Annotated in this window: 12 protein-coding genes and 1 tRNA gene; 8 read left to right on the forward strand and 5 right to left on the reverse strand. The window is 71.9% G+C overall.

Annotated elements, in window-relative coordinates:
* Nucleotides 1–18 precede the first annotated feature (18 nt).
* Nucleotides 19–2532: a DEAD/DEAH box helicase gene (locus B5D66_RS04115; RefSeq protein WP_078760248.1), complete on the reverse strand. Its 2514-nt coding sequence runs from the start codon at nucleotides 2530–2532 to the stop codon at nucleotides 19–21.
* Between the two features lie 129 nt (nucleotides 2533–2661).
* Entirely contained in the window at nucleotides 2662–3651 is a 990-nt protein-coding gene (locus B5D66_RS04120) for a malate dehydrogenase (protein WP_078760249.1), read from the reverse strand.
* A gap of 418 nt (nucleotides 3652–4069) precedes the next feature.
* On the opposite strand from B5D66_RS04120, the gene B5D66_RS04125 reads away from it, so the two are divergent.
* The 6 genes from B5D66_RS04125 to B5D66_RS04155 all read left to right on the forward strand — a co-directional run bounded on the left by B5D66_RS04125 (nucleotide 4070) and on the right by B5D66_RS04155 (nucleotide 12680).
* Nucleotides 4070–4143: transfer RNA gene (locus B5D66_RS04125), tRNA-Ile, on the forward strand.
* Between the two features lie 641 nt (nucleotides 4144–4784).
* Nucleotides 4785–7562 (forward strand): non-ribosomal peptide synthetase, encoded by a 2778-nt coding sequence (locus B5D66_RS04135; RefSeq protein WP_235000727.1) that lies wholly within the window; start codon nucleotides 4785–4787, stop codon nucleotides 7560–7562.
* Nucleotides 7563–7650: 88 nt separating this feature from the next.
* Nucleotides 7651–9036, forward strand: a complete 1386-nt coding sequence (locus B5D66_RS04140) for a methyltransferase (RefSeq protein WP_078760251.1) — start codon at nucleotides 7651–7653, stop codon at nucleotides 9034–9036.
* Between the two features lie 90 nt (nucleotides 9037–9126).
* Nucleotides 9127–9786, forward strand: coding sequence for a helix-turn-helix domain-containing protein (locus B5D66_RS04145; RefSeq protein ID WP_078760252.1), 660 nt, complete (start codon nucleotides 9127–9129; stop codon nucleotides 9784–9786).
* A 459-nt stretch (nucleotides 9787–10245) separates the two neighbouring features.
* Nucleotides 10246–11259, forward strand: a complete 1014-nt coding sequence (gene galE, locus B5D66_RS04150) for a UDP-glucose 4-epimerase GalE (RefSeq protein ID WP_078760253.1) — start codon at nucleotides 10246–10248, stop codon at nucleotides 11257–11259.
* Between the two features lie 416 nt (nucleotides 11260–11675).
* Nucleotides 11676–12680 carry an LLM class flavin-dependent oxidoreductase gene (locus tag B5D66_RS04155; protein ID WP_078760254.1) on the forward strand — a complete coding sequence of 335 codons (1005 nt, stop codon included), beginning with the start codon at nucleotides 11676–11678 and terminating at the stop codon, nucleotides 12678–12680.
* On the opposite strand, the gene B5D66_RS04160 is transcribed toward B5D66_RS04155, so the two are convergent.
* The 3 genes from B5D66_RS04160 to B5D66_RS04170 form a co-directional block, all read right to left on the reverse strand.
* A complete protein-coding gene (locus B5D66_RS04160) occupies nucleotides 12627–13124 on the reverse strand; it encodes a MerR family transcriptional regulator (protein WP_078760255.1) in 498 nt (165 codons plus the stop codon). The two genes, B5D66_RS04155 and B5D66_RS04160, sit on opposite strands and share 54 nt — an antisense overlap.
* A 51-nt stretch (nucleotides 13125–13175) precedes the next feature.
* Complete coding sequence (locus B5D66_RS04165; RefSeq protein ID WP_078760256.1) at nucleotides 13176–14435, reverse strand: MFS transporter; 1260 nt, start codon at nucleotides 14433–14435, stop codon at nucleotides 13176–13178.
* A gap of 117 nt (nucleotides 14436–14552) precedes the next feature.
* Nucleotides 14553–15464: an SDR family oxidoreductase gene (locus B5D66_RS04170; protein WP_078760257.1), complete on the reverse strand. Its 912-nt coding sequence runs from the start codon at nucleotides 15462–15464 to the stop codon at nucleotides 14553–14555.
* An 876-nt stretch (nucleotides 15465–16340) separates the two neighbouring features.
* Here B5D66_RS04170 and B5D66_RS04180 point away from each other — a divergent pair.
* The gene (locus B5D66_RS04180; RefSeq protein WP_078760259.1) at nucleotides 16341–17180 is read left to right on the forward strand and encodes an SAM-dependent methyltransferase; all 840 of its coding nucleotides are present in this window, start codon (nucleotides 16341–16343) and stop codon (nucleotides 17178–17180) included.
* A gap of 337 nt (nucleotides 17181–17517) precedes the next feature.
* A complete protein-coding gene (locus tag B5D66_RS04190) occupies nucleotides 17518–19365 on the forward strand; it encodes a non-ribosomal peptide synthetase (RefSeq protein WP_159457211.1) in 1848 nt (615 codons plus the stop codon).
* Nucleotides 19366–19368 lie beyond the last annotated feature (3 nt).

The raw sequence follows: 19368 nt of genomic DNA on the forward strand, positions 1-19368 counted from the left end.
CGCGCCGGACGGTCCGGCTCAGCCCATGCGGTCGACCGCGGTCACGTGCACGACCGCGTGGCCCTCCTCGTCGGAGGCGGCGAGGTCGACCTCGGCGGTGATCCCCCAGTCGTGGTCCCCGGCCGGGTCGTCGAAGATCTGGCGGACCTCCCAAAGGCCCGGCCGTTCCTCGATGAGCAGGAGCTGGGGGCCACGCGCGTCGGGGCCGGTGCCGATCTCGTCGTGCTCCTCGTAGTAATCGGCGAGCGCGTCCTCCCAGGCCTCGGCGTCCCAGCCGTCCTCGCCGTCCAGCGCCCCCAGCTCGTCGTAGCGGCGCAGGGCGGCCAGCTCCACGCGGCGGAACAGCTCGTTGCGGACCAGCACCCGAAACGCCCGGGTGTTGGCGGTGACCGGCTTGGGGCGCTCCTCGACCTCGGCCTGCGCGCCCTCCTCCGTGGGGTTGGCCAGCTGTTCCCACTCGTCGAGCAGGCTGGAGTCGACCTGGCGCACCAGTTCGCCCAGCCACTCGATCAGGTCGCGCAGCTCCTCGGTCTTGGCGTCCTCGGGCACCGTCTGGCTGAGCGCCTTGTAGGCGCCGGCGAGGTAGCGCAGCACCAGCCCCTCGGACCGGGCGAGCTCGTAGAAGCCGACGTAGTCGGTGAACGTCATCGCCCGCTCGAACAGGTCGCGCGCCACCGACTTGGGCTGCAACGGGTGGTCGCCCACCCACGGGTGACCGCGCCGGTAGACGTCGTAGGCGTGGTCGAGCAGCTCCTCCAGCGGCTTGGGGTAGGAGATCTCCTCCAACCGCTCCATCCGCTCCTCGTACTCGATCCCGTCGGCCTTCATCTGCGCGACCGCCTCGCCCCGGGCCTTGTTCAGCTGCGCGGCGAGGATCTGGCGCGGGTCGTCCAGGGTGGACTCCACGACCGTCAAGACGTCCAGCGCGTACGTCGGCGAGGACCGGTCCAGCAGGTCGAAGGCCGCCAGCGCGAACGTCGACAGCGGCTGGTTCAGCGCGAAGTCGGGTTGCAGGTCCACGGTGAGCCGCGCCGTGCGCCCCTGCTCGTCGGGTTCGGGCAGCTGCTCGACGATCCCGCCGTCCAGCAGCGACCGGTAGATCGCGATGGCCTCGCGGATGTGGCGGCGCCGGCTGCGCGGGTCCTCGTGGTTGTCGGTGAGCAGGTGCCGCATCCCGGCGAAGCAGTCGCCGGGGCGGGCGATCACGCTCAACAGCATCGCGTTGCTGACCCGGAACCGCGAGGTCAACGGCTCCGGCTCGGCGCCGATCAGCTTCTCGAACGTGCTCTCGTCCCAGCCGACGAACCCCTCCGGCGCCTTCTTGCGCACCACCTTGCGCCGCTTCTTCGGGTCGTCGCCGGCCTTGGCCAGCGCCTTCTCGTTCTCCACGACGTGTTCGGGGGCCTGGGCCACGACGTTGCCGACCGTGTCGAACCCGGCCCGTCCGGCCCGTCCCGCGATCTGGTGGAACTCCCGGGCGCTGAGCCGGCGCACCCGGTTGCCGTCGTACTTGCTCAACGCGGTGAACAGCACGGTGCGGATCGGCACGTTCACCCCCACGCCCAGTGTGTCGGTGCCGCAGATGACCTTCAACAGCCCGGCCTGGGCCAGCCGCTCCACCAGGCGACGGTATTTGGGCAGCATGCCCGCGTGGTGCACGCCGATCCCGTGGCGCACGTACCGCGACAGGTTGCGGCCGAACTTCGTGGTGAACCGGAAGTTGCCGATGAGCTTGGCGATCGCGTCCTTCTCGGCGCGGCTGCACATGTTGATGCTCATCAGCGACTGCGCCCGCTCCACCGCCTGGGCCTGGGTGAAGTGGACGATGTAGACCGGCGCCTCGTGCGTGGAGAGCAGCTCCTCCAGCGTCTCGTGCAGCGGGGTGGTCCGGTAGGAGTAGAACAGGGGGACCGGCCGTTCGGCCGAGCTGACCACCGCCGTCGCCCGCCCCGTGCGCCGGGTCAGGTCCTCCTCGAACCGCGACACGTCGCCCAGCGTCGCCGACATCAGCAGGAACTGCACCTGCGGCAGCTCCAGTAGCGGCACCTGCCAGGCCCAGCCGCGGTCGGGCTCGGCGTAGAAGTGGAACTCGTCCATGACCACGGTGCCGATGTCGGCGTCGGCGCCGTCGCGCAGCGCGATGTTGGCCAGCACCTCGGCGGTGCAGCACACGATCGGGGCGTCGGAGTTCACGCTGGCGTCGCCGGTCATCATGCCGACGTTGTCGGTGCCGAACACCTCGCACAGCTCGAAGAACTTCTCCGACACCAGGGCCTTGATCGGGGCGGTGTAGAAGGCGCACTCGTCCCTGGCCAGCGCGGCGAACAGGGCGCCGGCGGCCACCAGGCTCTTGCCCGAGCCCGTGGGGGTGCTCAGGATGACGTTGGACCCCGACACCACCTCGATGAGGGCCTCCTCCTGGTGGGGGTAGAGGCTGAGCCCTCGATCCGCGGCCCATGTCGCGAATGCCTCGAAGAGGGAATCGGGTTCTGCGCCGTCGGGAAGCTGATCGATGAGACTCACACTTCCCATACTGCCCGCTCCCAGAGACCTTCTCGTCCATCCCCCGTTCTCGGCGCCCCGCCCTCCGGCGCCGATGGGGCCGTGGACGCCGTGGGGCGCGCCCCGCGCGGGACGCGCCCCACGGCCGGAGGGAACGGGTCAGATCAGGCCGAGCTGCTTGACCGCGTCGCGCTCCTCCACGAGCTCCTTGACGGAGGCGTCGATGCGCTCGCGGGAGAAGTCGTCGATCTCCAGGCCCTGGACGATCTCGTAACGGCCATCGCGCGAGACCACCGGGAAGGAGGAGATCAGACCCTCCGGGACGCCGTAGGAGCCGTCGGAGACCACCGCGGCCGACGTCCAGTCGCCCTCAGGGGTGCCCAGCACCCAGTCGTGGACGTGGTCGATCGCCGCGTTCGCCGCGGAGGCGGCCGAGGAGGCGCCGCGCGCCTCGATGATCGCGGCGCCGCGCTTGGCGACGGTGGGGATGAACTCCTCGGTCAGCCAGGTCTGGTCGTCCACCGCCTTGGCCCCGGTGGTGCCGTTGACCTCGGCGTGGAAGATGTCGGGGTACTGGGTCGCCGAGTGGTTGCCCCAGATCGTCATCTTCTTGATGTCGCTCACCGTGACGCCGAGCTTCTTGGCGAGCTGGGTGAGCGCCCGGTTGTGGTCCAGGCGGGTCATGGCGGTGAAGCGCTCGGCCGGCACGTCCGGCGCGTGCGCCTGCGCGATGAGCGCGTTGGTGTTGGCCGGGTTGCCCACGACCAGCACGCGGATGTCGTCGGCGGCGCCGGCGTTGATGGCCTGGCCCTGGGGCTTGAAGATGCCGCCGTTGGCCTCCAGCAGGTCACCGCGCTCCATCCCCTTGGTGCGCGGACGGGCGCCCACGAGCAGCGCGATGTTCGCGCCCTCGAACGCCTGGCGCGGGTCGTCGAAGATGTCGATGCCGCTCAGCAGCGGGAACGCGCAGTCGTCCAGCTCCATCGCGGTCCCCTCGGCGGCCTTCACGGCCTGCGGGATCTCCAGCAGGCGCAGCTTGACCGGGGTGTCCGCGCCAAGGAGCTGTCCCGAGGCGATACGGAACAGCAGCGCGTAGCCGATCTGACCGGCGGCGCCGGTGACGGTGACGTTGACGGGAACTTGGGCCATGACCTTCTTCTCCTGACGGATTTCGAACAGTTCCGGGACGCCGCCCCGGAACCCGCGGCGCCGGGCACACCCGTTCCCGCTCCGCGTCGGACACCGAAGGCGGGCACGGACGGGCCGGGCGGCGCGCACGGCCGTCACCGATGTCCGGAGCGGAGAGGACCGGAGGGCGTCGCGGACAACAACACTAGTCCGCGGCCCTCCGCGCCCCGTGAACCGGTCCCGTCCCGCGAGCCCGGGACGCCTCTTCCCGCCGGTGACGCGGGCCGCGGGCGGACCGGCGGTGCGGGCGCGTCGTCGAGCCGTTGTCGGCGGTCTCCCGGCAGGTGGGTTTGAGCCGAATCCTCTGCTGTGCAACCGTCGTGCGACTAAGGTAAAGTCGACCAGGATTTCGTATCCCCTGCTCAGCAGGGGTTCCGGAGGGCCGGTAGCTCAGCTGGTCAGAGCAGGGGACTCATAATCCCTGGGTCGCGGGTTCGAGCCCCGCCCGGCCTACCCCTTGTCCCGAACCCGATACGCCGCCGGCCTTCCATGGGACGGCGGCGTCGTGGTGTCCGGCCCGCTCCCCAGGAGCTCGCGGGTCGGCCGCGGCGGAGCACGCCGGGCTCCCCGCTCGGAGACCGCGCGTCCTCGCGCCGGTGACGGTTCCCACGCGCCGCCGGGGCGGCCGTCCCTCCTCGGCACGGCCGGCCGGATGGTCCTGGCCCGGCCGCCCGCCGCCGGCGGGCGCCTCCTGGGGGACCCCGTCGGGGAGCCCCGGCCGGACGTCCAAGCGGGGCCGGAAGCGAGCGGGCGACCCCGCCAGACGGTGGAAACGGCCGGACCGATCCGCGGGCTTGGGGAGAGCCCGATCCCCGTCTGGGAACGCTCCCGGTTCAAGGCGGGCGAATCCGAAAGTAGCCCGGTTCTTCTCTCATGTGCGTCTGTCTCCTGATGCGCCCAATGACCTGGAACTACCTGGTCACCAGGTCGGGGGAAACAGGTTTTCGGTTCTGGGGACACGGAGACGCTAGGGCGCGGAAGATGACGGTGGGTCACCAGAGTGCGCCGGTGCGTGATGTCGGCGTCGGTGGCACCCGCCGCGGTAGGCGCCGCGACCCGGCGTCCATCCCCCGACCGCGTACAAGGAGACATCCGTGAGTACGGCAGCCGACAACACCTCGACCCTGGACACCGGCCGGACGACGCCCAGGGAAGCCCGGGCGGAACCGGGCGGACTGGCCGCGCTTCTCACCCGCGCCGCCGCCGAACACCCGGACAAGGGGATCCGCTACGGCGACGACGATACCTTCCAGTCCTATCCCGCCCTCCTGCGCCACGCCGGGCGGATCCGCGCCGGCCTGAAGGAACACGGGCTGGACCCGGGCGCGCGGGTCGTCCTCATCCTCGACCGTCCCGGCGACGTCCTCCCGGCCTTCTGGGGGTGCGTGCTCGGCGGCTACGTCCCCTGCCCCATGGCCCCCTCGCGCGGCGACGCCGACCGCTGGCTGCGGCGTCTCCGCCACGCCGCCGCCCTGCTGGAGGGGCCGCTGATCGTCACCACCGACGACGTGCGGCGCGAACTGTCCGAGGAGGACGGGTTGCGCGTCACCACCCCGCGCGACCTCGCCGCCGGCGAGGACGCCACCGCCCCGCCCCATCCGGCGGCCCCCGACGACCTCGCGCTGCTGATGCTCACCTCGGGCTCCTCGGGCAACGGCAAGGCGGTCGAGCTGACCCACGCCAACCTGCTGGCCGCGCTCGCCGGCAAGGCCGAGGCGCTGGGCTGCGGCCCCGGTGACACCATGCTGAACTGGATCGCCTTCGATCACGTGGCCGCCGTCGAGGGCCACCTGCTGCCGTTGTCCACCGGCGGCGCCCAGGTCCAGGTCTCCCCGCGGACCGTCCTCGGCGACGTGACGAACTTCCTGCGCCTCGTCGACACCCACCGCGTCACCCTGACCTTCGCCCCCAACTTCCTGTTCGGCGAGCTCAACAAGGTCACCGACGCCGCGTCCGACCTCGACCTGTCCTGCCTGCGTCATCTGATCTCCGGCGGTGAGGCGGTGGTGCGGGCGACCGCGCTGGAGTTCCTGGACCGGCTGGCCGGCCATGGGCTGCGCCGGAACGCGATCGTGCCGGCGTTCGGGATGACCGAGACCTGTGCGGGCAGCGTGTTCTCCCTCGGTTTCCCCGGGGACGACGACGGACGGGAGTTCGCCTCCCTCGGCCGGGGCGTGCGCGGCCTGCGCATGCGCATCGTCGACGAGCGCGGGATGCCGGTGCCCGACGGCCAGGAGGGCGAGCTGCAACTACGCGGCCCGATGGTGACCCGCGGCTATCTCAACGATCCCGGCTCCACCGCCGCCGCGTTCACCGACGACGGCTGGTTCCGTACCGGCGACCGCGGCAGCCTCACCGCCGAGGGCCTGCGGCTGGCCGGCCGCATCAAGGACAGCATCATCGTCAACGGCGTCAACCACTTCAGCCGCGAGGTCGAGGCCGCGCTGGAGGAGCTGCCGGAGGTCGCCGACGGCTCCGTCGCCGCCTTCCCCGTCCGGCCGCCGGGCAGCGACACCGAACAGCTCGTCATCGTGTTCACGCCGACCTTCCCCCCGGAGGACGAGGCGACGCTGCACCGCACCCTGGTCGCCATCCGGACCGGGGTGGTGCTGCTGTGGGGGTTCCGCCCCTCGCTGATCCTCCCGTTGGACGCCGCCGACATCCCCAAGACCAGCCTCGGCAAGATCCCCCGCGCCCTCCTGCGCGAGCGGCTGGAGTCCGGGGCGTTCGCCGCCCAGGAGAAGCGGGTCGCCCGGCTCACCGAGCGCATGCTCGGCGGCTACGAGCCCGCGCGCGGCACGACCGAACGCATGCTGGTCGGCATCTACGCGGAGCTGTTCGGCCTGCCCGCCGACCGCGTCAGCGTCACCGCGGGCTTCTTCGACCTGGGCGGCACCTCCATCGACATCCTCCGGCTCAAACAGCGGGTGCAACGGGCCTTCGGCATCGACGACCTGCCGGTCGCCGCCCTGCTGTCGGCTCCGAGCGTCCACGCGCTGGCCAGCGTCCTCGACGGGCACGGCGAGACCGGCGGGGAGTACGACCCCTTGGTGACCCTCCAGCACAGCGGCGAGCGCACCCCGTTGTTCTGCGTCCACCCCGGTGTGGGCGAGGTGCTGGTCTTCATCAACCTCGCCTCCTACTTCACCGGTGAGCGTCCCTTCCACGCCCTGCGGGCGCGCGGCTTCGCGCCCGGCGAGTCCTACTTCACCGACTTCGCCGAGATGGTCGACTGCTACGTGCGGGCGATCCGCCGCAAGCAGCCGCACGGGCCCTACGCGGTCGCCGGGTACTCCTACGGGGGCGCGGTGGCCTTTGAGGTCGCCAAGGCGTTGGAGGCCCTGGGGGAACGTGTCGACTTCGTCGGGATCTTCAACCTGCCGCCCTACATCGCCTCGCGCATGGCCGAGCTCAACTACACCGAGGGTGCCGTCCACCTGGCGCTCTTCCTCGACCTGATCCGGCAGGAGGAGGAGCACGACCTCATCGAACGCATCCGCGACCTCCCCCGGGGCGAGCAGGTCGACCACATCATGCGGGCCGCCGCCCCGCTTCGCCTGGCCGAGCTCGGCATCGACCGTGACGGGTTCGCCTCCTGGGTGGACCTCGCCCAGTCCCTGGTGCGGGTGGGCCGCTCCTACGAGCCCAGCGGCAGCGTCGCGTCGGTCAGCGTGTTCTACGCGATCCCCCTGCGCGGCACCAAGCAGGAGTGGCTCGACAAGGAGCTGCGCAGGTGGGACGAGTTCACCCGTGGCGAGAACCGCTACATCGACGTGCCCGGACAGCACTACACGCTCATGAGCCCCGCCCACGTCGGGGCGTTCCAGGAGATCCTGCGCGCCGAACTCGACCGGGCGCTGGGCGGCGCCTGAGCACCGCACGCCGGACCACCACCGACCTCGCGGGCGCGGAAGGGACGACTGTCGTGCCTGCGACACCTTCACGACGAGGGGGCACCACTTGGTCACCAGGGAAGCACTCATCCGCGGCCACTACGCCGCGCTGGAACGCGGCGACATCGACGCCGCGCTGTCCGTCCTCGACCCCGGGGTGCGGTGGAGCCGCCCCGCGGGGCCGGACGCCCACGGACCCGGCACGATCCTGACCGGGCACGACGAGGTCAGGGCCGCCCTGGAGCGGGGCCGGTCCCTGTTCGGCGAGGACAGGTTCGAGCCGCGCGAGTTCGTCGGCTCCGACGACCGGATCGTCGTCCTCGGCGTCCGCCGCCTGCGCGGGGCGCGTGGTGGCGGCGCCGAGGCGCCGTCCGCGCACTACTGGCACTTCGCCGGCGACCGCGCCATCCGCGTCGACGACGTCCACGACAGCGCGCCCGTCCGCGAGCTGTTCGCCCGTGACCGGGGCGACCACGTCTGGCCTCTCGGCATCGCCTACATGAAGTCCCGGACGCTGTACTCCGCGGTCGAGCTCGGCGTCTTCACCGCGCTCGCGAACGGTCCCGTGCAGGGTGAGGAGCTGCGGCAACGGCTGGGTCTGGACCCGCGTGGCGCCAGGGACTTCTTCGACGCCCTGGTGGCGCTGGGCCTGTTGGAACGGGGCGAGGACGGCTACGCCAACACGGTGGCCACCTCGACCCTTCTCGCCGACCCCGAGTCCGACACCTACATCGGCGGTCTGATGGAGTACACGGCGACCCAGTGGTACTGGTCGTGGGGCAGGCTCACCGACACCCTGCGCAGTGGCCGCTCGCACACCTACGGCGACACCGACCCCTTCGAGGCCATCTACGGTGACCCGGACCTCGCCGAACGGTTTCGGCGGGCCATGGCCGGAGGCGCGGTCCGCGCCGTCATGGCGCTTCCCGACGCCTTCCCGTGGAAGCGCTACCGGACGGTCGCCGACATCGGCTGTTCGGACGGCCCGGTGCTGGCGCGTCTGCTGCGCACCCATCCGCACCTGACCGGGGTCGGCTTCGACCTCCCCCCGGTCGAGGCCGCCTTCCAGCGCACCGTCGAACGGCACGGGCTCGGGGACCGCATGAGCTTCGCCGCGGGTGACTTCCGCACCGGGGGGCTTCCCCGGGTGGACGCCCTCATCTTCGGGCACGTCCTGCTCGACTGGGACGTCGAGACGCGGCGCATGCTCCTGGCCAAGGCCTATGAGGCGCTGCCCGACGGAGGGGCGGTGCTCATCTACGACATGATGATCGACGAGGAGCGCACCGACCTCGCGGGGCTGCTGTTCAAGCTGCACATGCTGATCGACTATCCGGGCGGGGGCACCTACACGGCCCGGGAGTGCTTCGACTGGCTGGCCGAGGCCGGGTTCCGCGACCTCCGCTCGCAGTCGCTCGCCGGTCCCGACCGGCTCGTGATCGCGATCAAGTGAGGACACGGCTCCCCGCGCCCGAGGGGAGCCGCAGCCGGACGATCCGGTGCGACGGGGCGGTGACACCTTTCGCCGGTACGGCGGTCGGTGATGCGCAGGCGTGGGGGAGAGGGAGGGGCCGTGCGGTGTGAACGAGACGGTCGGAGGTTGGCGGCCAATCTCCGCATACTTCGCGGGGTGGCGGGGCTGTCCCTGTCGGAGCTCGCGCGCAGATCGGGGGTGGCCAAGGCGACGCTGTCCCGGTTGGAGTCCGGGGCCGGCAACCCCACCCTCGAAACGGTGTTCAGCCTGTCCGAGGCGTTGAACGTGCCGATCGCCTCGCTGCTCGCGGACCGGGCGGATCCCGAGATCGTCCTGGTCCGTTCCGCGGACGCCGAGGCCGTCGGCGACGACGGCGTGGACCTGCGGATCCTGCGCCGGATCGTCCTGCCCACGGGGAGCATCGAGGTCTATGACCAGCGCATCCGGCCGGGAACGAGGCAGTACTCCCACGGTCACTCCGGGCGTGAGCACCACATCGTCACCCAGGGGGTGCTGCGCCTGGGCCCGCCCGATGCCCCCTACGAGCTCTACCCGGGCGACTACGCCTGCTTCTCGGCCACCCACCCCCACTGCTACGAGGCGGTGGGACGGGAGGAGGTCGTCTCGGTCCTGCTCCTGGACCACACCGGCGAGGGGACGGCGAGGAACGGTCGCCGGTCGGCGAACGGTGTGGCCGGCCACCACACGTCCAGCGCCCGGCGCAGTTGAGGGGAGCCCTCGGCAGGGATCCCCCCACCACCGTGGTCTTCCCGCCCAGCGGAGGGGCGATCACGTCGGGGGACGTAGGGAGAGGGCGAGAGCGGGCCGCGCGCGTGCGCGCGGCCCGCGGGAGACCTCCCGCCCCGGGGAGCGGCCCGGTGCGGGGAACCGCACGCGGACGACGGGGCGTCCCCGCGGGCCGGGCCGGGGCCTGGTCTAGGATGTGTCGGTCCGGCCAGAGGCGCGGTGGTCGTCCCGGGCCGTCGGCGCCGCGGTGACCACCGGCCCCGGACGCCGCCCGGTGGAGGCCCGGGCGCGCGGGCGCCCGGCCGATGGCGGCGAGGCCGCCGTCCGCGCCGCGGACCGGCCCCTCCCCGTGGGGCCCGGCGTCCACCGCCGTTACCGTCCCCGGCTCGGGGGGCGGTGGCCGTGGCGCGGGACGTCCTCGATCTCCCAGAGGGGCACGCGATGAGAATTCTGTTGACCGGTGGTGCCGGCTACATCGGTTCGCACACCGCGGTGGAGCTGGTGGCGGCGGGGCACGAGGTGGTCGTGGCCGACAACCTGGTGAACTCCCACGTGGAGGCGGTGCGCCGGGTGGAGCGCATCACCGGGACGCGGGTGCCGTTGCACGTGGGGGACTGCGCGGATCCGGGGTTCATGGGCAAGGTGTTCGCGGAGCACTCCTTCGACGCGGTGGTGCACCTCGCCGGGCTCAAGGCGGTGGGGGAGTCGGTGGCCCAGCCGTTGCGGTACTACCGCAACAACCTGGACGTGTTGTTGACCGTGTGTGAGACCGCCCACGCGCACGGTGTCACCCGGCTGGTCTTCTCCTCCTCGGCGACCGTCTACGGTGATCCGGCCGCTGTGCCGATCCCCGAGGGCGCGCCGCTGTCGGTGACCAACCCCTACGGTGCGACCAAGCTGTTCGGGGAGCGGATCCTCACCGATCTGGTCGCGGCGTCGCCGGAGTGGCGCGTGCTGGTGTTGCGCTACTTCAATCCGATCGGCGCGCACGAGAGCGGGCTGATCGGCGAGGACCCGGCCGAGGTCCCCAACAACCTGTTCCCCTACATCACCCAGGTCGCGGCCGGACGTCTGCCCCGGCTGGACGTCTACGGCGACGACTACGACACCCCTGACGGCACCGGCGTGCGGGATTACCTGCACGTGGTGGACCTGGCCCGTGGGCATCTGGCCGCGGTCGAGCGCGTCGCCGAGGGGACGGGCGTGGCGGTGTACAACCTCGGCACGGGGGTGGGCACGTCGGTGTTCGAGGCGATCGCGGCCTTCGAACGGGCGACCGGGCGGAAGGTCCCCCACCGAGTGGTCGGCCGGCGTCCCGGTGACATCGCGTCCTGCTACGCCGACCCCTCCGCAGCCAACGCCGAGCTGGGCTGGGCCGCCACCCGGACGGTCGAGCAGGCCTGTGCCGATGCGTGGCGGTGGCAGTCCGCCAACCCGGACGGCTACCGGGGGTGAGCCGGTACGGCCGTGGGACGCGGGGCCGAAACGGCCGGCGAGCCGCCGACGGCGGGGCCGCCCTCGGTACACGGGGCAACGGCACGGCGGCCCGGGGCGACAAGAGGCGGAGGGGAGAGGCGGGACGGGCGGCGTCGGACCCGACGACGCGCGGCGACGGGCCCCAGGAGCCCTTCTTTCCACGGCTCGGGGACGGATCGCCCTGCCTCCCTTCCGCGCGCCGGCCGCGCGGGCGGCCACAGCGCGCCACCGGCGACCGCGCCCGATCCCCGGGAAGGGTCCGGCGTGGCGAAGGCCGCGGGGAGGGCGGAAATAACGGGCGGCGCCATGCGGTTGGCCTGGACAGTGGCCGTCTCGGCGGCCCCGTCCGCGCTCCGTCGCGGCGCCCACGCACCCGTCACGAAAGGCCGTCGACCTTGTCCGCGTCAGCCTCCGGCACCGTCCCGCTCTCCATCCTCGACCTCGCGCACATCCCCGAGGGGAGCAGCGCGCGCGACAGCCTCGACGCCAGTCTCGCGCTGGCGCGTCTCGCGGACGGCCTCGGCTACCAGCGCATCTGGTACGCGGAGCACCACAACATGGCGACCATCGCCTCGTCGGCCCCGAGCGTGATCATCGCCCACATGGCCGCGCACACCGAGCGGATCCGTCTGGGCGCGGGCGGTGTGATGCTGCCCAACCACGCCCCGCTGCCCATCGCCGAGCAGTTCGGCACCCTGGAGACGCTCCACCCCGGCCGTATCGACCTCGGGTTGGGGCGCGCGCCTGGAAGCGACCAGAACACCATGCGCGCGCTGCGCCGCGACCACACCTCGGCGGACGCCTTCCCCGAGGACGTGTTGGAGCTCCAGGGCTACCTGACGGGCCGGTCGCGGGTCATCGGGGTCCAGGCGACGCCCGGCCACGGCACCAACGTCCCGCTGTACATCCTCGGTTCCTCCCTGTTCGGCGCAGGGCTCGCCGCGGCCCTGGGACTCCCCTACGCCTTCGCGTCGCACTTCGCGCCGGCCGCGCTGGAGGAGGCCGTGGCGCTGTACCGGCGTGAGTTCTCCCCCTCCGAGCAGCTTTCCGAGCCCTACGTCATCGCGGGGGTGAACGTCACGGCGGCCGACACCGCCGAGGAGGCGCGGCGCCAGGCCCATCTGGCCCGCCGTCGGATGGCGGCGCAGCTGCTGGGACGCGGGCGCGCCCTCTCCGCCGAGGAGGCCGACGCGGCCCTGGCCTCTCCGGCCGGCCGGCACGTCGAGCAGATGATGACCTACTCCGCGGTCGGCGACCCCCGGGAGGTCACCGACTACCTGCGCGGCTTCGCCGAGAAGGCCGGGGCCGACGAGCTGATCATCGCCTTCCAGAGCGGCGACACCGAGTCACGCCTGCGCTCGGCCGAACTCGTCGCCGAGGCTGCCGGTATCGCCGGCTGAGCGCGCACGCGCGGGGAGGGGGCTCCCCTCGCCGGTCGTCTCCTCCTCCCGCGTCCTCGTGGAGGCGGGAGGAGACGGGGCCTGGTGCCGGATCCGGGCGCGCATGTCGCCCAGGTGCTCCTCCAGACGGGCGTGGACGTCCGTCAGCTCGTCGAGCCGGCCGCGCACGTGCCGTAGTCGCTGTTCGAACAGGGCGATCGCCTCGGCGCACTCCGGTTCGTGGCCGAGATCGCGGTCGAGGCAGTCGGCGAGCTCGCGGATGTCCTCCGAGGTGAGTCCCGACGCCAGGAGGGAGCGGATGTTGCCGACCCGGAGCACCGCCGTGGAGTCGTACTCCCGGTAGCCGTTGGCCCGGCGTCGGGAGCGCAGCAGTCCCTGCTGCTCGTAGTAGCGCAGGGCCCGTGTCGACACCCCCGTCCTGGCGGCGAGCTCACCGATACGCATGCCGACCGTCCTCTCCCGCGCTTCTGGAAGTCCAGCAACCCGGCCAGGGTCTCATCCCGCGGGCCGGGGCGGGGCGGAGGTGTCCTCAATGGGACGGGACGATCCCTGCGGTGTGGGGGAGGGGAAGCGGCGCACCGAGACCGCCATCAGCACGAGTGTCGCCGCGCCGATCCCCGCCGCCGCGACCGTCACCCCGACGCCGCCTCCCCCTCCTGCCAGCACCATCCCGCCGATCGCGCCGGCGAATGCGATCCCCACGTACAGTCCGCTGGTGTTCAGGGCCACCGCTTCGGTGCCGGCGTCCGGGGCCAGCCGGAGCATCCGCATGTTCATCGGCGGGTTGAACCCCCAGCCGGCGAACCCCCATACGGCCAGGGCCCCCGCCAGCAGCCACACCGGTGCCGTTCCCCGGCCCACTACGCCGATGAGCGTCAGGGCCACGGTCGCCGCGACCAGCCCCGCGTAGGTGGCCAGCAGCGTCCGGTCGGCTCCCCAGCGGTCGGTGGCACGTCCGCACAGGAACGTGCCCGCGGCGCCCGACAACCCCACCACCGCGATCAGCAGCGCCAGGATCGGTCCGTCCCCACCGGTGAGGTCACGGGTGATCGGCGCGATGTAGGTGTAGGTCATCAGTCCTGCACAGGCCCCCGCGGTGGTCCCCGCGACGCAGAGCAGTACCGCGGGCCGTGACAGCGTCCGCAGCTGCGCTCGCACCCCACTGGTGACACTCCCCGCCACAGCGGGCAGCAGCAGCGCGCCGGCCGCGGCCACCGCCAGAGAGAACAGGCCCACGGCCACGAAGGTCGAACGCCACCCGAAGGTCGATCCCAGGAAGGCGCCGATCGGAACCCCCAGGAACAGCGACACCGTCAGCCCCGCGGCGACCACGCCTATGGCCCGGCCGGCGCGTTCGGGAGACGCCAGCCGCTCCGCCATGGCGAACGTCGCCGGTGTGATCGCCGCCGCGACCAGCGCGGACAGCACCCGCAAGGCCATCAGTACCGGATAGTTCGGTGCCAGCGCGCTCACCAGGTTCACCAGCGCGAACACCGACATGCCACCGATGACCAGCAGCCTGCGCGGTACCGTCGCCGTGGCCACCGCCAACGGTGGGGCCGCCACCGCGTAGGTGACCGAGAACGCCGTCACCAGCTGGCCGGCGGTCGCCTCGTTGACCCGCAGGTCGGCCGAGATGGCGGGTAGGACCCCCGCGATCACGAAGTCGTCGGTGCCGATCGCGAAGGACACCAGCATCAGGCACACCAGCCAGCCCCAATCCCGGGGGCGCATACCACGCTCATCCGTCGTCATGCCGGCACGCTAGAACCTTGACGCTCGCGTCAAGGTCAACCCGACGGCGGGACGCGGCCGCCTCGGCCACGTCGTCGGAACCGTCCGAGGCGGCGAGGATTCTGCCGGTGGGCAGGCTCACCGGTAGCCGGTGGGGTCGGCGGGCCTGCCCGGGTCCTGCACCTCGACGATGTAGCGCCAGGCGTCAGGACGGCTGCCGTCGAGGTCGGTGAACCCGTAGACCCGGGCCAGTTCGCCGCTGGACAGCGACGTACCGTTCCACCGCGCCACCGCGGGGTCGGCGGCCAGGGCCGCCACCGCGCGCCCGGTGAAGCGAGGTGTCTCGGAGATGCAGAAATGCGGCTCCCGGGCGAGCGCGTCCCGCCAGTTCTCCTCGGTTACTCCGTAGGTGTCCAGCATCAGCTCCGAACGCATCCATCCCGGTGTCAGCGCCACCGCGGTGGCGCCTCTGGGGCCCAGCTCGCGGCCGAGGGCGAAGGCCATGCGCAGCACGGCCGTCTTGACGAGGTCGTAGAAGAAGGAGAGCCGGTAGGTGCCGCTGTTGTAGTCGGCGGTTCCGTCGGTGACCTCCACGACCAGGCCGCCGGGGGTGCGTAGCAGGAGGGGCAGGGCGTGGTGGGAGGTGATGGCGTGGGTGTCCACGCCCAGGCGGAGTATCCGCAGCCCCTTGTCGAGGTCGTGTTCCCAGACCGGGACGTCCCACTCGGTGAGGAGTTCGCCGCCCCAGATGTCGTTGACCAGTAGGTCCAGCCGTCCCTGTTCGGCGTCGATGCGCTTCACCAGGGCGCGGACCTGCTCGGGGACAAGGTGGTCGGTGGGCACCGCGATGCCTTGGCCGCCCGCCGCGGTGACCAGTTCCGCGGTCTCCTCGATGGTCTCGGGCCGGTCATACTCGGAGCGCCGTTCCCGCGTGGTGCGCCCGGTCACGTAGACGGTCGCCCCCGCCGCGCCGAGTTCGACCGCGATGCCCCGGCCTGCCCCGCGCGTGGCCCCCGCGACCAGCGCGACCTTTCCATCCAATGCCACCATGAAGTCTCTTCCGTCGATGTTGTTGGCCGGCGTTCGGTGTGCCGGCGGAGTGATGCTGTCACCGATACCTGACATCTCTTGTCAGGTGTGGTCGACATGTCGGGCGCGGACGGCTCTCCGCCGAGTCGGGGGTCCTCTCTCGGGCGTGCCGGCCTCGGGTCCACGGGGTGGGAGTCATGCGCCTGGGCGGGCGGGAGGTGCCGCCGGCTGTGTCCATTCGCCCTTCCTGAGGGGGTCTTCGCGCTGTCACCCGGTCGCGGGTGAGGGGACGCGAGGGGCGGCGCACCGTTCTCGTCGTCCCCGGCCCGGCGTCGTGGGGAGGCGTGGGGCGGGGGCGTGTACCGGCGGACCGCCGGTGTGAGGGTGTCGCGGGGGAAGAGGGTCGGGGCGTCCGCGGCGCTCCACGTGTCCTTGGCCGGGCCTGCATTCCGGGGCGGCGATGGGGAGGCGGCAGGTGTGTGGGTGCTGTCCCAATCCCGTTTTCCGGCGTCCGTGTTTCACCGGTCGTCATGGGGGCAGAGGGAGTCGGCCTTCCGGGATTTTTTCGGGAGGGGCGAGCAGAGGAATTGGAATGTTGTTTTGTGGCGATGTGTCGTCCGCGTGTCCGAGTGCTCTGTCGCAATCTGCCCGCATATCCGGTTCTTTGATTTTTGATTTGCGAATGTATTTCCCGTGTGTCCGTTTGGCTGCCTGACGGGGGTTTGTTCGACAAAAGTGAATTCAATTCAATATCGTGCACATGGCTGATCAGCGCTAGAGTTACGCCCGGCCGAAAAGCGCGGCAGGCGTCTTTTTGCAATAGGGGTTCGGTGGGGGCGGAGCCCCTCCACCCCGCCTGCCCTTCGAACGCGATCCTCTAGTCGGCTCTGGGGAGACATGAAAAGCGCGTGGACCGATTCGTTCTCCTGGCAGGAGATCGAATCGACGTACGACCATCTCTCGGTACTCGTGGAAGAGACCGCCGGACCCGACCGGCACTACGGGTACTGGGAAGGCGACGACGACAGCGCCTCCATCGAGGAGGCCACCGAACGGATGACCGACCTCGTCGCCTCCCGGCTGGGAATCCGGCACGGCTCCCGGGTCCTGGACGTGGGGTGCGGCAACGGCCGACCGGCCGTGCGCATCGCCAAGACGTTGGGCGCCGAGGTCGTGGCGGTCGATGTGGACCGGCGGGCCCTGCGCAACGGCACCGATCACGCCCGCGAACAGGGCGTCGCCGGCATGGTCCGGTTCGAATGGGCCGACGCCCTCGACCTGCCCTACGCGCCGGCCTCCTTCGACGCCGTGCTGCTGTTCGAGACCACCCCCCACTTCCACATCCGCGACCTCTACCGCGAGGCCGCCCGGATGCTCCGCCCGGGGGGACGCCTCGTCGTCGAGACGCCCTACCCGCGTGTCCCGCTGACCGACGAGGTGCGCGACCGCATCGGTCCCTATCTGACCATGCTCAAGGCGGTCGCCTTCGACGCCCCCGACGAGCATGTCGCGGCCGCGGGGGAGGCGGGCCTGGCCGTCGAGGAGGTCACCGACATCACCGCCAACACCCGAGACTCCTTCCGTCGGCTCGTGCGCGGTCTGCGGGAGAACAGGGAGCGCCTCGAAACCGAATGGGGCTCCTCCGACGCCCGCCTCCTGCTGGACGGATTCGGCGCGTGGGCCGAGGCCGACGAGGTGGGCGCGGTCGTCATGGTCTTCACCCGAACGGAGGGCTGACGTGACCGTCGACGCCGATGTGACAGTCCCCGGGATCGGCGCGCTCGGCCCCGGGAACGGGTCGGCCCGCGCGGAGGCGGGCCCGGGCCTGAAGGGGCGCGGCGGGCACACCCGCGATCAGGGCCCCCCGGCCACGCACCTTGGCGGCCTGGGTCTCCTGGACGAGGCCGCCGCCCGGGCCGGCACCGGCCGCTCGACGGCGCGGGGGCACGTTCAGCGGGAGGCGAGGGCCGGACACCGGCGCGAGCATGCCACGGTCCTCACCGGGCGGTCCGGCGAGCGACACGCGACCGGCCACGACCGCTGAGGGGGGAACGTGTTCGCTTGTCAAGGAGAGGTGGCCACGGCGGAGAGGCTCTTCGGGGCGTGGGCCGCCGCCGTCCCCGAGCGTCTCGCCCTGGTGGACTCCCGGGGACGGATGTCCTACGCCGAACTCGACGCCCTGTCCACGGCCCTGGCCGGGGAGCTGGTCCTGGCCGGTGTCGTCCCAGGTGACCGGGTCGGCATCTTCATGGACCGGTCCTTCCTGCTGCCCGCCACCGTCCTGGCCGTGTGGAAGGCGGGAGCGGCCTACGTTCCGCTCCCCCCGGCACAGCCCACCGCCCGCACCGCGTTGGTGCTGGCCGACACGGCTCCACGGGTCGTGGCCGCCGACCGCGACCCGGCGGGCGGGCTGGGAGAGGGGGCCCCGCCCCTGCTGAGATTCGACGGCGTCGACGTCTGCGACGGGCCTGGCCCGGCCGGCCCGGCACCGGCCACGGGCGCGGGCGACCTCGCCTATGTGCTCTACACCTCCGGGTCGACCGGCACCCCTAAAGGGGTCATGGTGGAGCACGGCGGCGTGGTCAACCTCGCCGAGGGACTCCGGGAGCTGTTCGGTGACCTCGAAGGGGCCCGGGTCCTTCAGTTCGCCCCCTTCACCTTCGATGTGTGGGTCTGGGAGCTGGCGATGAGCCTGCTCAACGGCGGCACCCTGTGCATCCCCCCGGCAGGGGCGCAGCTCCACGGCCTCGAACTCGCCCGCTTCCTGCGTGAACTGCGTGTCAGCCATCTGTCGGCGGCCCCGTCGCTGTTGGCGACCCTGCCCATCGAGCCCGACCTCCCGCTCACCACGTTGACCTCGGGGGGCGAGCCCCTGCCCGGTTTCCTGGTCGAGAGATGGGCCCCCCGGTTACGGCTGTTCAACGCCTACGGCCCCACCGAGGCCACCGTGTCGGCCACCGCGGGACGCTGCCACCGAGGTCAGACGAGGCCCTCCATCGGCCGTCCGCTCACCGGTGTCGAGGTGCACCTGCTCGACGCGGCCGGACGGCCCGTGGAGCGGGGACGGACCGGGGAGCTGTGTATCGGGGGACGCGGAGTGGCGCGGGGTTACCTCAACCGCCCCGATCTGACCCGGGAGCGTTTCGTCCCCGACCCCTTCTCCGGACGCGCCGGAGCGCGCCTCTACCGGACCGGTGACCTCGCCCGGTACCTCCCCGAAGGCGACATCGAATTCGCCGGCCGTATCGACGACCAGCTCAACCTGCGGGGCTACCGGATCGAGCCGGGAGAGGTCGAGGCGGCCCTGCTCCGCTACCCGGGAGTCACCGGTGCCGCGGTGACGGTGACCGGACTGCGGCCCGAGTCCCGGCGCCTGACCGCCTATCTCCAGTTCGCCGAAGGGCGCAGGGAGCCGGTCGCCCGGGTGCGCGGCCACCTCTCGGCGCTGTTACCGGCCCACCTGGTCCCGTCGCTGTTCGTCGTCGTGGACCGGCTGCCGCTCAACGCCCACGGAAAGGTCGACCGGGCCGCCCTGCCGGATCCGGGCCGGGAACGGCCCGAGACCGGCACCCACTACACGCCTCCCGAGGGCGAACGCGAACGCGAGGTGGCCGAGCTGCTGGAGCAGATCCTCGGCATCGACGGCATCGGGGCCGACGACGAGTTCTTCGCCCTGGGAGGGACGTCGGCCGACCTCATCGAACTCCAGGCGCGGGTCCAGGAACAGTGGGGGATCAGGGTCCCCGCCGCCGAGCTCGTCGCCGCACGCACCGTGCGGATGCTGGCGGAGCTGCTGGACACGGCTCCTGGCGATCACGACCGGCCGCTCCCCAAGGCCGGCCCGGCGCCCGCGCACGCGGACGACCTGCTCGCCGGCAGCCGGACGCTACGGGAGCGCCTACGGAAAGGACGACAGGGGTGAAGG

It is taken from the genome of Marinactinospora thermotolerans DSM 45154, assembly GCF_900167435.1.
Taxonomy (GTDB): domain Bacteria; phylum Actinomycetota; class Actinomycetes; order Streptosporangiales; family Streptosporangiaceae; genus Marinactinospora; species Marinactinospora thermotolerans.

Bases quoted from the DNA above. Each gene is read 5' to 3' on its own strand.
- B5D66_RS04115 (WP_078760248.1), bottom strand. From the start codon at position 2,532: ATGGGAAGTGTGAGTCTCATCGATCAGCTTCCCGACGGCGCAGAACCC.
- B5D66_RS04120 (WP_078760249.1), bottom strand. From the start codon at position 3,651: ATGGCCCAAGTTCCCGTCAACGTCACCGTCACCGGCGCCGCCGGTCAG.
- B5D66_RS04145 (WP_078760252.1), top strand. From the start codon at position 9,127: ATGCGCAGGCGTGGGGGAGAGGGAGGGGCCGTGCGGTGTGAACGAGAC.
- galE (WP_078760253.1), top strand. From the start codon at position 10,246: ATGAGAATTCTGTTGACCGGTGGTGCCGGCTACATCGGTTCGCACACC.
- B5D66_RS04160 (WP_078760255.1), bottom strand. From the start codon at position 13,124: ATGCGTATCGGTGAGCTCGCCGCCAGGACGGGGGTGTCGACACGGGCC.
- B5D66_RS04165 (WP_078760256.1), bottom strand. From the start codon at position 14,435: ATGACGACGGATGAGCGTGGTATGCGCCCCCGGGATTGGGGCTGGCTG.
- B5D66_RS04170 (WP_078760257.1), bottom strand. From the start codon at position 15,464: ATGGTGGCATTGGATGGAAAGGTCGCGCTGGTCGCGGGGGCCACGCGC.
- B5D66_RS04180 (WP_078760259.1), top strand. From the start codon at position 16,341: ATGAAAAGCGCGTGGACCGATTCGTTCTCCTGGCAGGAGATCGAATCG.